This is a genomic window from Brucella pituitosa (assembly GCF_965577835.1).
GTDB lineage: Bacteria > Pseudomonadota > Alphaproteobacteria > Rhizobiales > Rhizobiaceae > Brucella > Brucella pituitosa.
Window position 1 is genome coordinate 1,503,694 of the sequence record NZ_OZ264093.1, and the last position, 16,837, is coordinate 1,520,530.

Sequence of the window (16,837 nt, forward strand, 5' to 3'; positions counted from 1 at the left end):
GCGGATCAGGTTACGGCTCCGACCTGCCACGGCACGAATTCGTTATCGCCATAGTCGTAGATTTCGCTCAGCGTCTGCTCACCGGAAGCCACCGCGATAATGTGTTCAAAAATGCGCGTGCCGGACTCTTCGATGGTTTCGTCGCCCGTGACGATGCCACCGCAATTGAAGTCCATGTCTTCCTTCATGTGCTCGTACATTTCGGAATTGGTTGCGATCTTGATGCAGGGTGCAGGCTTGAAGCCTGAAACCGATCCGCGTCCTGTGGTAAAGCAGATCACGTTACAACCGCCCGCCACTTGCCCGGTCACGGCCACCGGGTCGTAACCCGGGGTATCCATGAAAGTGAAACCCTGTTCGGTTACGGTTTCGGCAAACTCGTAGACAGCCTTGAGAGGCATGGAGCCGCCCTTGGCAACGGCACCCAGCGATTTTTCGAGAATAGTGGTCAGGCCACCAAGCTTGTTTCCGTGCGATGGATTGTTGTTGAGCTCGTCACCGTTGCGAGCCGTGTAATCGCGCCACCAGTCAATGCGGTGAAGCAGCTTTTCCGCAACTGCTGGTGTTACCGCACGCCGTGTCAGCAGATGTTCAGCGCCATATATCTCGGGCGTTTCTGCCAGAACGGTGGTGCCACCATTGCGTACGATCAAATCGGAGGCATAGCCCAGAGCTGGATTTGCAGAAATGCCGGAATAACCATCCGAGCCGCCGCATTCGAGCGCCACTTTCAGCTTCGATAAAGGCTGCGGCGTGCGCTTGGCAGAATTCACGAGCGGCAGCATTTCCTTGATCTCGGCAATCGCATGATCGATTGTCTTGCGCGTACCGCCATGCTGCTGGATCGTCATAGTGCGAAGGCGTGCACCTTCTTCCATGCGATAATGTTCCATGATCGGCGCGATCTGGTTGGTTTCGCAACCAAGACCGATCAACAAAATGCCACCGAAATTCGGATGCTTGGCATAGCCCTGAATGGTGCGGGTCAACAGGCGATAGCCTTCCGACTTGGTGTTGAGCGCACAACCGCTGCCATGCGTCAGTGCGACCACGCCGTCGACGTTCTCAAAACCATCGAGACCGCCCATGCGGTTAAAATAATCCGCAATATAGCGCGAAACCGTGGCCGAGCAGTTTACCGATGAAATGACGCCGATATAGTTACGCGTACCGACACCACCGAAGCCGCGATCATAACCCATGAACTGGCGACGTTTCTCTTCCGGCAGCATCCCGCGTTCTTCGATATCGACAGAAAACTGGTGTTCGTGCTCGGAAGGCAGCATTGCGAGGTTGTGCAGATGCACGTGCTCGCCAACCGCAATATCCTGCGTAGCAACACCGATGATCTGCCCATATTTGAGCACTTCCTTGCCTTGCGGAATGGCATGCAAAGCCACTTTGTGACCACGTCCAATCAGATCGCGTGCAATAACGTCGCCAAGTCCAATCGGGTCGCCTGCACGGACCGAAATACGCGCGACCGCCACATCGTCGGACGGATGCAAAAGGATTACCGGCGTTACAGCCGAGACAGCCTTATCGTTCATTGTTCTGACCTCACTCCCAAAACCGCCACAGCGACCAATATGAGCCTCATTATCTGGGCTCGTTTTCCATCCATCGCTGCTTTGATGTATCCAAATGTGTTCTCATCGCTGCCTGTGCCAGAAGCGGATCCCGCGCCTCCAGTGCAGCAAAAATCTTCTCGTGTTCCGCCAAAGCAAATGCCCATGTTTCGGCATTCTCGTAACGCGTACGCATCTGCGCCGTGAGCGGACTATGCCGCTCGTCAAACAGGTCGCGTATAATACGCGTCACAACCGAATTACCGGACTGCTCGGCAATAATGAGATGGAACTGCCGATCCAATTCAATAGGTTTGCGTTCAGCCTCGATCTGCAACCGCATGGCATCGAGATTACCGCGCAGCCGCTCCAGCGCGTCGAGTGTGATATGGCTGCAAGCCATGAGCACAGCGCTACCCTCTACCAGTGAACGCGCCTGCATGATTTCAAGTGGACTTTCGCCAATTGAGCCGCCTTGTGCCGGAAGCCGCGTTTCTTCGGCAGCAACATAGATGCCGGAACCCATGCGGATTTCGACATTACCTGCAATTTCAAGTGCGATGAGTGCTTCACGCAATGACGGGCGCGACACGCCCAGTTGATGCGCGAGTTCGCGTTCAGCGGGAAGCCTGCTTCCCGCCGGAAAATGCCCTTCGCGGATCAGCAGCCTGACCCGGTCGGCAATCTGTTGGTAAAGCCTCCGTGGTTCCACGGAGCCGATATGCTCGCTCATGCTCTCTCCCAAATTGGCCTTACCATATTTTGAAGAGACCGAAAGTGCAATATTACCTATATCATTGTTATTACTACATATTGATGATTTCGTCAGTTTTGTCGCAGTTCGCTTTAGACCGCTTTTAAAGAGTGGCTTGACCAATTTTGCCCACTGCAATAGCTATTCCAGCATATTCAAGGGAGGAATTCATGACCGATCAACCATCGATTCTGCAGTTCGGAACGAGCCGCTTTCTGCTCGGACATGCGGATTTCTTCATCTCGGAAGCGCTCGCAAAGGGCAATGCCATTGGCACGGTCGCAATCGTACAGACCACATCCAATCCAGAAAGTGCGCGACGTATCGCAGCGCTCAACAGCGGCGAAGGCTATCCGGTCATTATTCGCGGCCTGGCGGGTGGAGAACCGGTTGATGAGAAACATCAAGCCAAAAGCGTGACTGCCGCCTATTCGGCTCATACGGATTGGCAGACGATCCGCGACCTTGCTGCACAGGTTCAGGTGATCCTGTCCAATACCGGCGACAAAGGCTTTGAGCTCGACATCGGCGATGATGTTTCTCTGCTCACCGAGACCGACCGCCTGCCGAAAAGCTTCCCTGCGAAGCTGCTTGTGTTGCTGCACCATCGCTGGCAGGTCAATCCAGATGCGCCGTTGTCGATTTTCCCTTGCGAGCTCATCTCGCGCAATGGCGACAGATTACGTTCGATTATGCTTGATCTTGCAGAAAGCTGGAGCTTGCCCAAGGCTTTCACGCAATGGATTGAAAGCAAATGCGTCTTTGCCAATAGCCTCGTTGATCGTATCGTATCAGAACCAATCGATCCGGTCGGAGCCATCGCCGAACCTTATGCGATCTGGGCCATCGAGCAGGCTGACGGACTCACGCTCCCCTGCACACATCCCGACATCGTCGTGACGAACAATCTTGCGCTTTACGAGCGCCTCAAGCTCTATCTGCTGAATCTCGGTCACACTTTCATTGCCGAGCAATGGCTGAACGGTAATCGTCCGAAGGATGAAATCGTGCTGGAAGCCATGAATGACGAAACGATCCGCAATGAACTCGAAGCGCTTTGGCGCGAAGAAGTTCTGCCGGTTTTTGCCGCTGATGGCCTCGGCGAACAGGCGGAAGCCTATGCTATTACCGTTCGCGAGCGCTTCCTCAATCCATTCCTCAAGCACCGCATCGCGGACATTGCTTCAAATCACGCAGAAAAGAAGCAGCGCCGCTTCGTACCCATCATTGCTCGCGCGAAGGAACTCGGCCTCGATCTGGAGCAGCGTCGCCTGAAGGCGGCTGTCGGCTGATCCAGTCATTCAGCTCAATTTCGGCGCGTTCAAGCGCGCTGTAATTCAAAAGCTTGCGCAGAAGCGCGACAGTTACTGCACGAGCACGGAGGTTGAAACGTCCTTCCTCCGGCTCGCCTTTATCCTGATAAACACCCAGCTTTTCATAGAGTTGCTGTAATCTGTTCTGAACGCTTCTGAGCGACAGATTGCGGCGACGCGCAATAACACGGTCAGTCAAACCAAGTGCGATATCGATCAGAATTTCATATTCGCTTTCACTGAACCCGCTGGCGTGACCAAGGCTCTTCTGCTGTAACCCACGCACTTCGCGGTCGATGACGCACTGCGCTTCGACAAAAATGCTGCGCAATGCCAGCCGCAATTTGTCATCAGACGCCGACTTCAGCACATAGCCGTAGGCAGCCCCTTCCGGCACGATGCGCGAAACGCCCCGCACATAGGCTTCGTCGGCATAATTCGACCAGAACAGAATGCGGGTTTCCGGATTTTCCTTCCAGATTGTGCGGGCTGCCTCGATGCCATTTCGTCCGCTCATTTGTAAATCCATCACAATATGGGCAGAGCGATGCATCCGTGCCAGTTTCTCACCCGCCGAACCGTTGTCGGCCTCCAACACATCGTTGCACTCAGGCAATGCTGCCCGAATTGCCTCGCCTAAATAGGTGCGATGCAACGGATCATCCTCCACGATCAGAACCTGCATCTTACCCTCCATTTGGCTCACACATTTCCGGCGGCAGATGGATCGTCACGCATGTGCCGCTACCCTCCGTATTTTTCCTGATGGCGAAGCTTGCCGAAATCAGGCGCGCCCGCGTGCGCATATTATCAATGCCATGACCAATACGCTGTGCCTGCCGGTCCATGCCAATGCCGTCATCCATGACTTCAACAAGAAGCCGCCCACCCTTGTCACGAAGACGAACGCGGATTTCCCCGGCAAGAGCGTGACGGATGGCATTGTTGATTGCTTCCTGCACAATGCGGAAAAGCGAGGTTGCAACCGTCTCCTCCAGCTTCTCCGTCATGCCTTCACTATAATCATCCAGAAACCATTCGATGGAAGCACCGCTTTCGCGGATCGAGCGATCAAGATGGTTCTCAGTTGCTTGCGCAAAACCGAAAAGTTGAAGCACCGAAGGTTTCGCTTCTTCAATGATTTGACGCAAATCCTGCATGCAGTGCTGTAAGCCACGAAACAGTGGTTCCAGTTGCTCACCGGAAAGGTCGGGGGCACGCGTCAGCCGTTCGACATGACGCGCCAGCCGGGTCAGATCGGCCAGCGTTTGATCATGCAAATCCATGCCGATACGATGCCGCTCGATCTCCAGAGCCTCAGTGAGTTTGAGCGCGCCAAAACGCAAGCCCTCTTCGCGCGCCCGCGCTTCTGTTTCGACAATCGCCGAGCGCTTGGCCTGTTCCGCAGCACGGATTGCAAAGAAATATGGGGCCAGAAGATCGGCAATCGATTGCGCATTTTCCACGTCGCGCGCCGAATAGCAGCCCGATTGCAAACTGGAGCAGCTCAGCGCCCCGATAATGTCACCTTGCGCCTTTAGCGGCACATGGAGGCGGGCCTTGAGATCATGTTCGATAATCGGTGTTGAGAATGATCCCTCAAAATGAAACCGAGCGTCAGTGCGTGCATCATCCGTCAGCAAATATTCAACTTCTCCAGACAGGAGGGTGCGAATGGGACTTCCTGATAAAAGTGCTGGCGGGTTGCGACTCCAGGCCGTCTCTATCCCGCTTTCATAGGCGATGTGAAATTTGCCATCGATCATCTTGATACAGACATCGAGATGGTCATAGGGCAGAATGTGATTAATCTCGGCAGCAACGGCCTGAATGATGGAATCGAAATCGAGCTGCCCTGCCAGCAATCTGGATATATTCAGATAGCGGTCCAGCAGGCGCGCAGGCGATAGCTCCAGCAAGCGACTCTCCTCCCAAAGACAGATTGCTTTACTCTTATAATACGCCGCTTCTCCACCGGCGTGTCTTGCGGGTTCCCGCAATTTTGCTGCGGCAAACCGCACCATGGTTGCTTCGATCAGCCTTCACAGAGCAACGCATTTATTTCATTCTCGCTTCACCAGAAAATTGCCCGCAAGACAATAGGTAATGTGATGCGCAAACTGGGACCGTTGAGGAGCGGTCGTGCGGGAGGCTTCGCACAAAAAGAATTCAAACGGACCGAAGCGTTGAGAACGCTGCGGTGCCGCAAATTTGTAACTGGGAGGAATGAAATGAAGCTTGGCAAAATTCTTTTGGCGTCCGCCGCACTCGCAACCCTGATGACGACTGGTAGCGCATTTGCCGACACGTCGTCGAAGAAGATCGCTTTCTCGAACAATTATGCTGGCAATTCGTGGCGTCAGGCCATGTTGCAGAGCTGGGACAAGGTGACGAAGGAAGCCGTCACAGCGGGTACGGTTTCTGCAGCCGATGCATTCACCACCGCAGAAAATCAGGCGACAGAACAGGCTGCGCAGATCCAGAATATGATCTTGCAGGGGTATGATGCCATCGTCATCAATGCGGCATCGCCTACGGCACTCAATGGTGCAGTCAAGGAAGCTTGCGATGCCGGCATCACCGTCGTTTCATTCGACGGCATCGTCACCGAGCCTTGCGCTTGGCGCATTGCGGTTGACTTCAAGGCTATGGGCGAAGGTCAGGTTGATTATCTCGCCAAGCGCCTGCCTGACGGCGGCAATTTGCTTGAAATCCGTGGCCTTGCAGGTGTTTCGGTCGATGACCAGATTCATGCAGGCATTCAAGACGGCGTGAAGAAGCATCCGAACTTCAAGATCGTTGGCTCGGTCCATGGAGATTGGGCAGCTGATGTTGCACAGCGCGCAGTCGCAGGCGTGCTGCCGAGCCTGCCTAAGATCGACGCCGTGGTAACACAGGGCGGCGACGGTTATGGTGCTGCACAGGCCTTTGCCGCAGCAAAGCGCGAAACACCGATCATCATCATGGGCAACCGTGAAGACGAGCTGCAGTGGTGGAAACAGCAGAAAGACGCCAACGGCTATGAAACCATGTCGGTTTCGATCGCGCCGGGCGTTTCAACACTCGCTTTCTGGGTCGCGCAGCAGATCCTCGACGGCAAGGAAGTCAAGAAAGACCTCGTCGTTCCGTTTCTGAGCGTGAGCCAGGAAACGCTCGATAAGGACCTCGGCAATACCCAGAAGGGTGGCGTTGCGAATGTCGAGTATTCCCTGGAAGACGCGCAGAAGGTTATCGCGGAAGCGAAGTAAGCCTTTTCTTTTAAGAGTGGGCATTGGCATTGCCGATGTCCACTCCTATTCCCTTATCTCTAGAGCATTTCCTGTTTTTATTGAATCATTGAAAATGCTCTATCTCTTTGTTTTTTCGCATTATCCGACGCAAAACCGCTTCGCACTTTTGCTGGAAATGCTCTAATACAGTCCGGGTGCATGTCTGAAACAATCGACAAACGCGAAGTCATCACCGCACGCAATATCCGCGTGCAGTTCGGTGCGGTAAAGGCACTGGATGGCGCTGAACTTGTGATCCATGAAGGCGAATGCGTCGGACTTGTCGGCCATAATGGCGCGGGCAAATCCACCATCGTCAATGTCATCAATGGCGGCCTTACCCCGCATGAAGGCAGCCTCTCCTATCACGGTGAGGCAGGCCATGGCGTGGCGACAGCACGCAAACATGGCATTCGCTGCGTCTTTCAGGAGCTGTCGCTTTTCCCCAATCTGACAATTGCGGAAAATGTCCGCATCATGCAGCGCGACCTTATGGGCACGAACTGGCGCGGCAAGGCTGTTGATCTGATTTCGAACAAACTCAGCGAGATTTTCCCCGACCACAAGATCGATTGCTCCGCAACTGTTGATGAGTTGTCCATTGCCGAACGGCAAATGGTTGAAATCGCCATCAATTTCACCGCCCCCGGCACACCGCCGAAGCTCGTCATTCTCGATGAGCCTACCTCATCGCTCGATGCAGGCATTGCTGCACAGCTGATGGCCTATGTCCGTCGCTTTGTCGGCACGGGTGGCTCCGTCATCCTCATTTCGCATATGCTTGGTGAAATCCTCTCGACTTCCGACCGCATCGTCGTGATGAAAGACGGTAAGGTCGTCGCCAATCGCACAGCAGACGATTTTACAAACCGCAGCCTTGTCGAAGCCATGGGCAGTGTCGAACGTGAAAAAGCGGCACGCCGCGTGGCACAAGCCGACACGACGGGTACAGCTGTTCTCTCTGCAAAAAAGCGGCCCCATGACAGCAAGCCGTTTCAGGCTTTTAAGGGCGAAGTTATCGGCCTCGCTGGGCTTGCCGGTCATGGTCAAACCAAGATGCTGCTCGATCTTTATTATGCGCGTCGGCCAAACTGGTTGCCTGCACGCAAATGCGAAATCGCGTTTGTGGCGGGTGATCGCAGTCTTAACGGCACGTTTCCTCTCTGGAGCATCCTGCACAATCTCACCATAGGTTCGCTTGATCGCCTTTCATCGCTGAAGCTTGTCGATCAGAGCCGTGAAGATCAGCTTGGCGCACAATGGAAAGACAAGATTCAGATCCGCACGCCGGATATGGGCAATCGCATCCTGTCGCTTTCAGGCGGCAATCAGCAAAAGGTGCTGTTTGCCCGTGCTCTTGCCACCACTGCCGATGCCATTCTGATGGACGACCCCATGCGTGGTGTGGATGTCGGCACCAAGCAGGAAGTTTATGAAATCCTGCGCCATGAAGCTGAAAATGGCCGCACCTTTGTCTGGTATTCCACCGAAATGGACGAGATCGAATTGTGCGATCGTGTCTATGTCTTCCGCGACGGTGCAATCGTGACAGAACTCGTCGGCGACGAAATCACGGAAAAGAACGTGCTTGCTGCATCCTTTGAGGGAGGACACGAATAATGCGTCTCTCCGCTTCATCTCTCCGCCTGCTTACGCCGGTTTTCTCGCTTGCTTTGCTGCTGGCCGCTGTTTTCTACATGCAGCCGCGTGCCATGAGCTATACCGGCCTCAATCTCCTGTTCAATCTCGCAGTACCGATTGCACTCGCAACCATTGCTCAGATGCTCATCATGGCGGTCAATGACCTTGATCTGTCGATGGGAACCTTCGTTAGCTTCGTGGTCTGTGTAGCTGCGACCTATCTCAACACCAATCCCATCATCGGTGTTCTGATCCTCGCAGCAGCAATTGCAGCCTATGCAGCACTTGGCGCGATCATCCACCTGCGCAATCTGCCGTCCATCGTCGTCACGCTTGGTATGAGTTTTGTATGGGGTGGGCTGGCCGTGTTGTTACTCCCCTCACCCGGCGGCCAGGCACCTGATTGGGCGCGCTGGATTATGACCACGAAACCGCCATTTGTGCCGATGGCAATCGTTGCAAGCATTCTGATTGCCATTGTCACGCATTTCATCGTCATGCGCACAACCTTCGGTGTGCTGATGCGTGGCGCAGGTGGCAATGCCCGCTCCATTGAGCGTGCGGGCTGGTCGATCACCGCAATCCGCGCCGGAACCTACGCGCTTGCTGCCTTTTTTGCGGTGCTGGCCGGTATCGCTCTTGTCGGTCTGACCACCTCGGCTGATGCCAATATCGCGCTGCGTTATACCCTGCTTTCCATTGCCGGTGTCATTCTGGGTGGTGGTGAATTCGTAGGCGGGCGCATCTCGCCAATCGGTGCCGTCATCGGTGCGTTGACGCTCACACTTGCAGGTTCATTCCTCTCTTTCATGCGTATTTCACCCGACTGGCAGATTGGCGCGCAGGGCGGAATTCTCATCGTCGTGCTGGCGCTTCGCCTCTTCCTTAATCGCCTCGACCGCCGGGAGAAAAAGCAATGAGCGCTATCTCCGTTCTCACAAGTCGTCCATGGATATGGTCGTTCATCGCAACCGTTGCGGTCTGGATCATCACCGTATTGTTTACGGGCGGCGCGGGTGCCGCAGGACTTTCTCACGCAGCTTTCACCTTCGCATCCTTCTCGGTAATTGTCGGCCTCGGCCAAATGTTCGTGATCACACTCGGCCCCGGCAATATCGACCTCTCAGTTCCTGCAACCATGACCCTTGCTGCGACACTGGCTTTGAAGCTGATGGACTCACAGGACAGCATGGTGCTGGCAGGCTTGGCTGTTGCCCTCCTGATCGGGCTTGGAATTGGCATCTGCAATTACGCGCTGATCAAGCTGCTGCGCATCCCTCCAATCATCGCGACCCTATCGATGAGCTTCCTGATCCAGTCGACCGCCATCTGGAGCAATCGCGGCCTGCGCGTGAAGCCGCCCGAAGTTCTGGCACAGTTCACCACCTCCTCTGTCTTTGGCATTCCCAATGTTGCAATCGTCGCGCTACTCCTGTCGGTTTTAGGCTGGGTGCTTCTCAAGAAGAGCATTTATGGCCGCTGGATTTCAGCCATCGGGCAAAATCCGTTTGCAGCACGTATGGCAGGTGTTCCGGTTGATGGCACACGCTTCGTCACCTATCTGCTCTGCGCAGTTCTGGCTTCGCTCTGCGGCTTCCTGCTTGCCTGTTTTTCTGGTGGCGCAGCACTCAATATGGGCGCTGAATATCTGCTGATGTCGATTGCAGTCGTCATCATTGGTGGCACGGCCGTAGCAGGTGGCGATTCCAACATCCCCGGTATTTGGGGTGCCGCACTCTTCATGTTCCTCATAGTCTCAATGCTCAACACCTATGGCTTCGGTGCCGGTGTTCGTCTGGTCCTGACGGGGCTCACCATCATTGCTGTGATTTTCCTCGCCAGCAGTCGCAGATCCGAGCGTTAAACAGTATCCCCGGAGTAATTTCCTTGTCTCAAAATCATTCGATTTACGAAATTCACGACGAACGCTTCAAGCAGATGATTGTATCGAGCGCCGGTCTCGATGAACTTTACAGTGACTGTCGCTGGGCCGAAGGCCCGGTCTGGTTTGGCGATCTGAACTGCCTGCTTTGGAGTGACATTCCAAACCAGCGTATTTTGCGCTGGGTGCCGGAAGGCGGCGTTTCTGTCTTTCGGCAGCCTTCAAATTTTGCCAATGGCAATACGCGTGACCGCGAAGGACGACTTGTTTCCTGTGAACACGGCGGACGCCGGGTCACTCGCACGGAACTCGACGGCAGTATCACAGTGCTTGCGGACAGCTATCAGGGCAAAAAACTCAACGCGCCGAATGATGTCATTGTGCGCTCCGATGGCACCATCTGGTTCACTGATCCAACCTACGGCATCATTGCGGATTATGAAGGCTACAAGGCCGACCCTGAACAACCAACCCGCAATGTCTATCGACTTGAACCGAGAAGTGGTGAACTTACAGCGGTTGTCACGGACTTTGTGCAGCCAAACGGCCTCGCCTTTTCACCGGATGAAACCAAGCTCTTTGTTGCCGACAGCGCTTATAGCCACGACGAACAAGCGCCACGTCATATCCGGGTCTTTGATGTCACAGACGACGGCAAGCGCGTAAGCGGCGGTAAGATTTTCTGCACCATCGATAATGGCCTGCCGGACGGATTCCGTTTTGATACCGAAGGTAATTTGTGGACCAGTGCTGGCGATGGCGTACATTGTTTCTCACCGCAGGGTGAACTTCTCGGCAAGATTAAGACACCGCAAACGGTGGCAAATGTGACCTTTGGTGGCCCTCGCCGCAACCGTCTTTTCATTGCGGCAACGAGATCACTCTATGCGGTCTATTTGACCGTCACGGGTGCACAGCACCCTTGAATAAAGTACGGCGACCACCCGAAAAAGATGGTCGCCGCTGAATAATGCTTACACTAATTCATTTGAAAAATTAAATTAGCCACATGCCCGTTTTTGGTTCTGCCCTGCAGGACAGGCATGCCAATATCTATACCTTGTTCAAATCCGAACCACCACCGCTCCACAAAATCACCCATGGAAACCGATTTAGGTTCACACATCCGGAACCCGAAATAACGACACATCCGCAATATGATTGCATCGATCACTCCGGCAATGCGACCTCAACCTTCAACAATCGAGAGAGCGCCTTTCCAAATGCGACATGCGGCCATATAAACAAACCGTCAATCAAATGGAAACAGTTTGTCAACAAAAACACTCACATCGCCGTGATAAACTTAAGCAAAAAGTGAAATTTTTCACAAACTTAGTAGAAAACAACCATTCCATATATTAGCATTTGCCTTATAAATTCATATTTATTTCGATCATATTCAATGAATATTAACAAAACCGAATAAATGATTTCCTGGTCGTTATGCTGATTGCTTCAGCTCCAGAGCCGCATAACCTGGTACACGGTAACGAATATGACATCCATGCACACCGTGATATTCGACATCCACCTCAACACCGAAAACACTGCGAATACATTCGGCTCGTAAAACCTCGCGCGGTGTCCCTAATTCTACAATCTGTCCTTTGTTCATGATTGCGATACGATCGCAGAACATGGCCGCATGGTTCAGGTCATGCAGTGCGGCGACGACGGTCAATTTCTGACGCCTGACAAGATCGAGCAATCCGATTTGATGACCGATATCGAGATGATTTGTCGGCTCATCCAGAAGCAGTATCTGCGGGTCCTGTGCTAAAGCACGGGCAATATGCACACGTTGGCGCTCCCCGCCTGAGAGCGTGTGCCAATAACGACCTGCCAGATGTGCCATATCAACATTGGCCAGCGCCCGATCGACAACGGCATCGTCCTGCTCTGACCAGGGAGACAGAGCGCCAAGATATGGCGTGCGCCCCAACTCCACCGCCTGCCTTGCGGTGATGCGCTCTGTTGTGCCCGCCTGTTGTTCAACAAGTGCCAGTTTGCGCGCAATCTCGCGCCGATTAAATTTTTGGATCGGCTTACCGCAAAGTTTTACTTCTCCCGAACGACTGCGTCGTACACCTGAAAGCAGAGACAGAAAACTTGTTTTGCCTGAGCCATTTGGCCCGATGATACCGAGGAATTCTCCCTCTTTCACATCGAGCGAAACGCTACGCAGGATATCAACGCCTCCTGCTGACCAACTGACGTTGTTTGTAGAGAGCATCATGATTGTGCCCTTCTCTGTCCAAGCAGCAGCGCAAATGCCGGGGCACCGACCAATGCCGTAATGACTCCGATAGGCAAAACCTGACCGGGAATAATAATGCGAGACACAATATCGGCCAGGATCATAAAGATTGCACCGATGAGCGCCGCCGCAGGCAACAACCTGCCGTGACGTACACCGACCAGCATGCGCGCAGCATGAGGAATAACCAGACCAATGAAGCCGATGGAACCGACAATCGACACCATCACGGCCGTCATCATGGCGCTCACACCAATCAAAACGGCATAAACGCGCCGCACCGGAATACCAAGCGATGCAGCAGATTCCGAACCGAAAGTGAAAGCATCTAACGCACGGGCATGCCAAAGACAGATAAGAAGCCCCACCACACAGGCGGGCAAGGCGAGCGCAACGTCCGGCCAGCGGACACCTGAAAGATTGCCCAACAACCAGAACATAATCCCGCGCGCCTGTTCGGCATTTGCTGCCTTCGTGACAATGAGAGATGTCAACGCGTTAAAAAGCTGCGAACCAGCAATGCCGGCCAGAATGATCGCACTGTTACCGCGCCCTGCCCGCAATGCGAGCAGGGAAACGAGAACAAAAGCCACAATCGCACCGATAAACGCTCCCACTGACAGCGAGAGCACACCTGCACCAATTCCGAGAATAGCAACGCTCACTGCCCCGGTAGAAGCCCCGGCAGAAATACCCAGAATATAGGGATCGGCCAGCGAATTGCGGAGAAGCGATTGCAGAACCACGCCCGACAAGGCCAGCGCCGCACCGCAGCAAGCTGCGACAACAGCCCGGCTCAGCCGATAGCTCCAAACGATGCCTTCATCAATCGGCGCGATAGGATAGCCGGCATTCCAGACGCGGTTGGCGATGGTCTTCGCCACCACGTCCAGAGGTATGGCAGTTTCACCAATGGCAGCACCCAGCCACAAAGCAACGAAGAGCAGGACGAGCGCAAGTACTCCCAAAAGCACCCGGGAACTCATCGTGGTTTTCAGTGAAATGCCTGCTATGGCTGCCTTTGACATCACTTATTCAGATCCGAACCGGCAATATCGGCAGCCAGCGTTTCAATGCCCTCGATCACTCGCAACGACGTGCTCATCGACTGTGCATCGATATCGAAAACATATCCACCTTCAACAGCAGGCATTAATTTCGTCACAGGATCGGTCTTGAGAAACTGATGTTTGACCGCAATGTCATCGGCAGGATAACGACGACGATCAAGCTTCGCTGCAACGATCATCGATGGGCCCGCCTTGGCGATTGTTTCCCAACCCACCGCTGGCCATTCTTCTTCACTCTCAATCACATTCCTGATGCCGAGCGCAGAAAGGATGTAGGCAGGAGCGCCGAACTTACCAGCAACATAAGGATCAGCATCAACCTGTGTGCTGGAGAACCAGGCAACAGCCGAAAGCTTTCCATCTGCGGAACCGATCTTTTTGCGGGCTGCATCTTCACGTGCCTTGAGCTCTGCGATCAGCTTTTCACCGCGATCCTGTACATTGAATATCTGAGCCAGTTCGCCGATTTCCTGATAGACGATATTCATCGTGAATGGCGCTGTGCGAACACCATCGCCGCCACCAGAATTATCTTTGCCGACGCAATCGGAAGGCGATGTGTAGGCAGGAATACCCAATTCTTCGAATTGTTCCGGTTTGGCCACAATGCCCATCGGCCCGACATGCCACTGGAAATCCGCCGTAACAATGTCTGGCTTTTGCGTAAGTACGCTTTCAAAACTCGGATCGTTATCAGCCAGGCGCTTTACCTTGGCATTCACCTCCTCAAAGCCTTTGAGGACCGGGCCGAACCAAACAGCCGTACCCACAACCTTGTCGCCGAGGCCAAGGCTGTAGAGGATCTCCGTGCTGCTCTGACCAACGGCGACTGCCCGCTCCGGCGCGTGTTTGAAGGTTACATCGCGACCGCAGTTTTTCAGCGTCAGCGGATATTGGGTTTCTGCTGCCTGCGCCGCGAAACCGGTTGCGAAAAGAGCGACTGCGCCCAGAAGTGCGCTAAATGGCACTTGGCCTGAAATTTTCATCTAAATCCCCGAAATGATATGAGAAAAAGCCGCATCAAACGGCGGAAGCGATCCGGCGCTTAAAGAGAACGGACATATCCGGGGATATGAATGACAATGGGAGACGACGTCTTGCGACGTTTAAAGCTGTCATAACCAACTCCTGCTCCGGGCATCCCCGCCCGTGACAATGGACTACGTTAGACGGCAGGTCTCCTGGCTCGCAGATATTCGCTGTTCATCTGCCTTCCCGAGCTGTTTGTAACAAGCCCAGTGACATGACGCTTTTGAGGCATCACAAGGATGAACGGCAATCCGCTTACAGTTGCGGGGGCAGCCACGGTTTCGGCCCCTTTTGGGTCGTCCTCACCGTGTTCCCTATTAATCCCCTTCACTCTCGGTCGGGGGAACCGTCGTAACTTTATTACATCGCACCTTTGGACACGTCAAGCGAAGCCGGACGCTTATTCGGCTATATAAAAGCGCCACATAAGACTTTTTGCTAATACGATCTTGCAAGTAAAACGAGCGGCATTGCTTGCTGGTATATTGCAATTCTCTGCTGTAGTCTCCAGATCAGGAGTCTCTGACTGGGAAGCAGAGGGTTTTGAGGAGGGCTGTCAAAAGACAGCAGAAAATTGCACGCAAAGTGCATTCAGGGAGGATTTATGCGTAAATGGATTCTGGCCATTTCGTCTGTGGCAGCGCTTGCAATGACAGGCGCGGCTTCGGCTGAAGATTATAAAGTACTGGCACCAGCAGCACCGGGTGGTGGCTGGGATCAGACAGCACGCACCATGCAGAGCGTGCTTCAGGATGAAAAGATTTCCGGCAGCGTTCAGGTTATCAACGTTCCGGGCGCAGGTGGCACCATTGGCCTCGCGCAGTTCGTCAATCAGAATAAAGGCGATCCGAGCCAGCTCATCGTTGGCGGCTATGTTATGGTCGGCGCGATCCTGACCAACAATTCGCCGGTAAATCTTGACGCGATCACGCCAATTGCTCGCCTCACCGGCGAATATGAAGCTATCGTCGTTCCAGCATCATCCGACATTCAAAATCTTGGTGATCTCGTCACCAAACTGAAAGCCGACCCAGGTTCTGTCTCGTGGGGCGGCGGTTCTGCTGGCGGCACGGACCACATTACGGCCGGCCTTTTCGCCAAAGCCGTTGGCGTTGACCCGACCAAAGTCAATTACATCGCCTTTTCCGGTGGCGGTGAGGCACTTGCAGCAATTCTTGGCAATCAGGTGACTGTGGGTATTTCCGGCTACGGTGAATTTGATCCGCAGATCAAGGCTGGCACGCTGCGCATCATCGGCATCTCCAGTGACGAACGCATTGAAGGCATCGATGCTCCGACGTTCAAGGAAAGCGGCGTTGATGTTTCAATCCAGAACTGGCGTATGATTGGCGCTGCGCCCGATATTACTGCGGAACAAGTAGCCGTCATCAATGCCGATGTTGAGAAGATGGTGAAATCGGAATCCTGGCAGAAGGCACTTAAGGATAAAGGCTGGGCCGACACCTATCTGGCAGGCGATGCGTTCAAGGAACAGCTCGCCAAAGACGTGGCGTCCACTGAAACCATCCTCAAGGAAATCGGCCTCGTCAAATGACAGGATCTGAACAGCAGGCAGAGCGCCGTTCCACTGGAACGGCGCCGGATTATGCAGCTCTTGTGATCGCCTTCATTCTGGGAGCGGTCGCTATCGCGATTGCCTGGTCAACCGCCTATGGCAACAACGTTCTTTCCTATTCGCCAGTTGGGCCAAAAACTGTGCCCTATATCATTGCCGCCGGGTTGTTCATCCTGTCTATATGGACGGTGATCAGTGCTATTAAAGGCGACTTTCCAGAGCGCGAACATCAGGAAATCGCGCCTATGGCCTGGATCGTCGGTGGCTTGGTTATTCAGATGCTGACGATGAAAACTTTGGGATTTTCCATCGCAACGGGGCTACTCTTTGCGGCAACGGCGCGCGGATTTGGTTATCGCAAGTTCTGGATCAGCGTGCCTGTCGGCATCGTCTTTGCATTCGTCATCTGGTTCATTTTTGCGCGCGGCCTGCAGCTTTCGCTGCCATCAGGCTGGCTTGAGCATCTGGTTTAGAG

Annotated in this window: 15 protein-coding genes and 1 riboswitch; of the genes, 8 read left to right on the top strand and 7 right to left on the bottom strand. The window is 53.9% G+C overall.

The annotated features are described in order from the left end of the window. Positions 1-5: 5 nt before the first annotated feature. Together ACSME1_RS18245 and ACSME1_RS18250 are read right to left on the bottom strand one after the other, a co-directional pair. Entirely contained in the window at positions 6-1,550 is a 1,545-nt protein-coding gene (locus tag ACSME1_RS18245) for a UxaA family hydrolase (protein ID WP_024896381.1), read from the bottom strand. A 49-nt stretch (positions 1,551-1,599) separates the two neighbouring features. Next, positions 1,600-2,301 (bottom strand): FadR/GntR family transcriptional regulator, encoded by a 702-nt coding sequence (locus ACSME1_RS18250; RefSeq protein WP_424576778.1) that lies wholly within the window; start codon positions 2,299-2,301, stop codon positions 1,600-1,602. A gap of 191 nt (positions 2,302-2,492) precedes the next feature. Here ACSME1_RS18250 and ACSME1_RS18255 point away from each other — a divergent pair, with 191 nt between their 5' ends. Then, positions 2,493-3,614: a mannitol dehydrogenase family protein gene (locus ACSME1_RS18255; RefSeq protein WP_435655147.1), complete on the top strand. Its 1,122-nt coding sequence runs from the start codon at positions 2,493-2,495 to the stop codon at positions 3,612-3,614. Here the strand turns inward: ACSME1_RS18255 and ACSME1_RS18260 are convergent. Together ACSME1_RS18260 and ACSME1_RS18265 are read right to left on the bottom strand one after the other, a co-directional pair. Next, a complete protein-coding gene (locus tag ACSME1_RS18260) occupies positions 3,547-4,320 on the bottom strand; it encodes a response regulator transcription factor (RefSeq protein ID WP_100556909.1) in 774 nt (257 codons plus the stop codon). The genes ACSME1_RS18255 and ACSME1_RS18260 overlap by 68 nt on opposite strands. A 1-nt stretch (position 4,321) precedes the next feature. Beyond that, the gene (locus ACSME1_RS18265; protein WP_100556908.1) at positions 4,322-5,554 is read right to left on the bottom strand and encodes a GAF domain-containing sensor histidine kinase; all 1,233 of its coding nucleotides are present in this window, start codon (positions 5,552-5,554) and stop codon (positions 4,322-4,324) included. Positions 5,555-5,866: 312 nt separating this feature from the next. Here ACSME1_RS18265 and ACSME1_RS18270 point away from each other — a divergent pair, with 312 nt between their 5' ends. From ACSME1_RS18270 to ACSME1_RS18290, 5 genes are all read left to right on the top strand, one after another. Continuing rightward, positions 5,867-6,883 carry an ABC transporter substrate-binding protein gene (locus tag ACSME1_RS18270; RefSeq protein WP_424576775.1) on the top strand — a complete coding sequence of 339 codons (1,017 nt, stop codon included), beginning with the start codon at positions 5,867-5,869 and terminating at the stop codon, positions 6,881-6,883. A gap of 180 nt (positions 6,884-7,063) precedes the next feature. Further along, complete coding sequence (locus ACSME1_RS18275) at positions 7,064-8,524, top strand: ATP-binding cassette domain-containing protein (RefSeq protein ID WP_435655148.1); 1,461 nt, start codon at positions 7,064-7,066, stop codon at positions 8,522-8,524. Beyond that, on the top strand, positions 8,524-9,465 hold the full coding sequence (locus ACSME1_RS18280; protein WP_435655149.1) for an ABC transporter permease: 942 nt from the start codon (positions 8,524-8,526) through the stop codon (positions 9,463-9,465). The genes ACSME1_RS18275 and ACSME1_RS18280 overlap by 1 nt, the downstream gene beginning before the upstream one ends. Further along, the gene (locus tag ACSME1_RS18285) at positions 9,462-10,409 is read left to right on the top strand and encodes an ABC transporter permease (RefSeq protein ID WP_435655150.1); all 948 of its coding nucleotides are present in this window, start codon (positions 9,462-9,464) and stop codon (positions 10,407-10,409) included. Before ACSME1_RS18280 ends, ACSME1_RS18285 begins: the two co-directional genes overlap by 4 nt. 74 nt (positions 10,410-10,483) lie before the next feature. Beyond that, positions 10,484-11,353 (top strand): SMP-30/gluconolactonase/LRE family protein, encoded by an 870-nt coding sequence (locus ACSME1_RS18290; protein ID WP_424577656.1) that lies wholly within the window; start codon positions 10,484-10,486, stop codon positions 11,351-11,353. 518 nt (positions 11,354-11,871) lie between these two features. Here the strand turns inward: ACSME1_RS18290 and ACSME1_RS18295 are convergent. From ACSME1_RS18295 to ACSME1_RS18305, 3 genes are read right to left on the bottom strand one after another with little or no spacing between them, the layout of a single operon-like run. After that, positions 11,872-12,666 (bottom strand): ABC transporter ATP-binding protein, encoded by a 795-nt coding sequence (locus ACSME1_RS18295; protein WP_435655151.1) that lies wholly within the window; start codon positions 12,664-12,666, stop codon positions 11,872-11,874. Further along, positions 12,663-13,673, bottom strand: a complete 1,011-nt coding sequence (locus tag ACSME1_RS18300) for a FecCD family ABC transporter permease (RefSeq protein WP_036566776.1) — start codon at positions 13,671-13,673, stop codon at positions 12,663-12,665. The genes ACSME1_RS18295 and ACSME1_RS18300 overlap by 4 nt, the downstream gene beginning before the upstream one ends. 41 nt (positions 13,674-13,714) lie before the next feature. Continuing rightward, positions 13,715-14,743, bottom strand: coding sequence for an ABC transporter substrate-binding protein (locus ACSME1_RS18305; RefSeq protein WP_024896393.1), 1,029 nt, complete (start codon positions 14,741-14,743; stop codon positions 13,715-13,717). 168 nt (positions 14,744-14,911) lie between these two features. Next, a riboswitch (cobalamin riboswitch) is annotated at positions 14,912-15,152 on the bottom strand. A 238-nt stretch (positions 15,153-15,390) separates the two neighbouring features. Here ACSME1_RS18305 and ACSME1_RS18310 point away from each other — a divergent pair. Both ACSME1_RS18310 and ACSME1_RS18315 read left to right on the top strand, forming a co-directional pair. Continuing rightward, positions 15,391-16,341, top strand: a complete 951-nt coding sequence (locus ACSME1_RS18310; protein ID WP_024896394.1) for a Bug family tripartite tricarboxylate transporter substrate binding protein — start codon at positions 15,391-15,393, stop codon at positions 16,339-16,341. Beyond that, a complete protein-coding gene (locus ACSME1_RS18315) occupies positions 16,338-16,835 on the top strand; it encodes a tripartite tricarboxylate transporter TctB family protein (RefSeq protein WP_100556900.1) in 498 nt (165 codons plus the stop codon). The genes ACSME1_RS18310 and ACSME1_RS18315 overlap by 4 nt, the downstream gene beginning before the upstream one ends. Positions 16,836-16,837: the final 2 nt, after the last annotated feature.

Bases quoted from the DNA above. Each gene is read 5' to 3' on its own strand.
- ACSME1_RS18245 (WP_024896381.1), bottom strand. From the start codon at position 1,550: ATGAACGATAAGGCTGTCTCGGCTGTAACGCCGGTAATCCTTTTGCAT.
- ACSME1_RS18250 (WP_424576778.1), bottom strand. From the start codon at position 2,301: ATGAGCGAGCATATCGGCTCCGTGGAACCACGGAGGCTTTACCAACAG.
- ACSME1_RS18255 (WP_435655147.1), top strand. From the start codon at position 2,493: ATGACCGATCAACCATCGATTCTGCAGTTCGGAACGAGCCGCTTTCTG.
- ACSME1_RS18260 (WP_100556909.1), bottom strand. From the start codon at position 4,320: ATGCAGGTTCTGATCGTGGAGGATGATCCGTTGCATCGCACCTATTTA.
- ACSME1_RS18270 (WP_424576775.1), top strand. From the start codon at position 5,867: ATGAAGCTTGGCAAAATTCTTTTGGCGTCCGCCGCACTCGCAACCCTG.
- ACSME1_RS18275 (WP_435655148.1), top strand. From the start codon at position 7,064: ATGTCTGAAACAATCGACAAACGCGAAGTCATCACCGCACGCAATATC.
- ACSME1_RS18280 (WP_435655149.1), top strand. From the start codon at position 8,524: ATGCGTCTCTCCGCTTCATCTCTCCGCCTGCTTACGCCGGTTTTCTCG.
- ACSME1_RS18285 (WP_435655150.1), top strand. From the start codon at position 9,462: ATGAGCGCTATCTCCGTTCTCACAAGTCGTCCATGGATATGGTCGTTC.
- ACSME1_RS18290 (WP_424577656.1), top strand. From the start codon at position 10,484: ATGATTGTATCGAGCGCCGGTCTCGATGAACTTTACAGTGACTGTCGC.
- ACSME1_RS18295 (WP_435655151.1), bottom strand. From the start codon at position 12,666: ATGATGCTCTCTACAAACAACGTCAGTTGGTCAGCAGGAGGCGTTGAT.
- ACSME1_RS18300 (WP_036566776.1), bottom strand. From the start codon at position 13,673: ATGAGTTCCCGGGTGCTTTTGGGAGTACTTGCGCTCGTCCTGCTCTTC.
- ACSME1_RS18305 (WP_024896393.1), bottom strand. From the start codon at position 14,743: ATGAAAATTTCAGGCCAAGTGCCATTTAGCGCACTTCTGGGCGCAGTC.
- ACSME1_RS18310 (WP_024896394.1), top strand. From the start codon at position 15,391: ATGCGTAAATGGATTCTGGCCATTTCGTCTGTGGCAGCGCTTGCAATG.
- ACSME1_RS18315 (WP_100556900.1), top strand. From the start codon at position 16,338: ATGACAGGATCTGAACAGCAGGCAGAGCGCCGTTCCACTGGAACGGCG.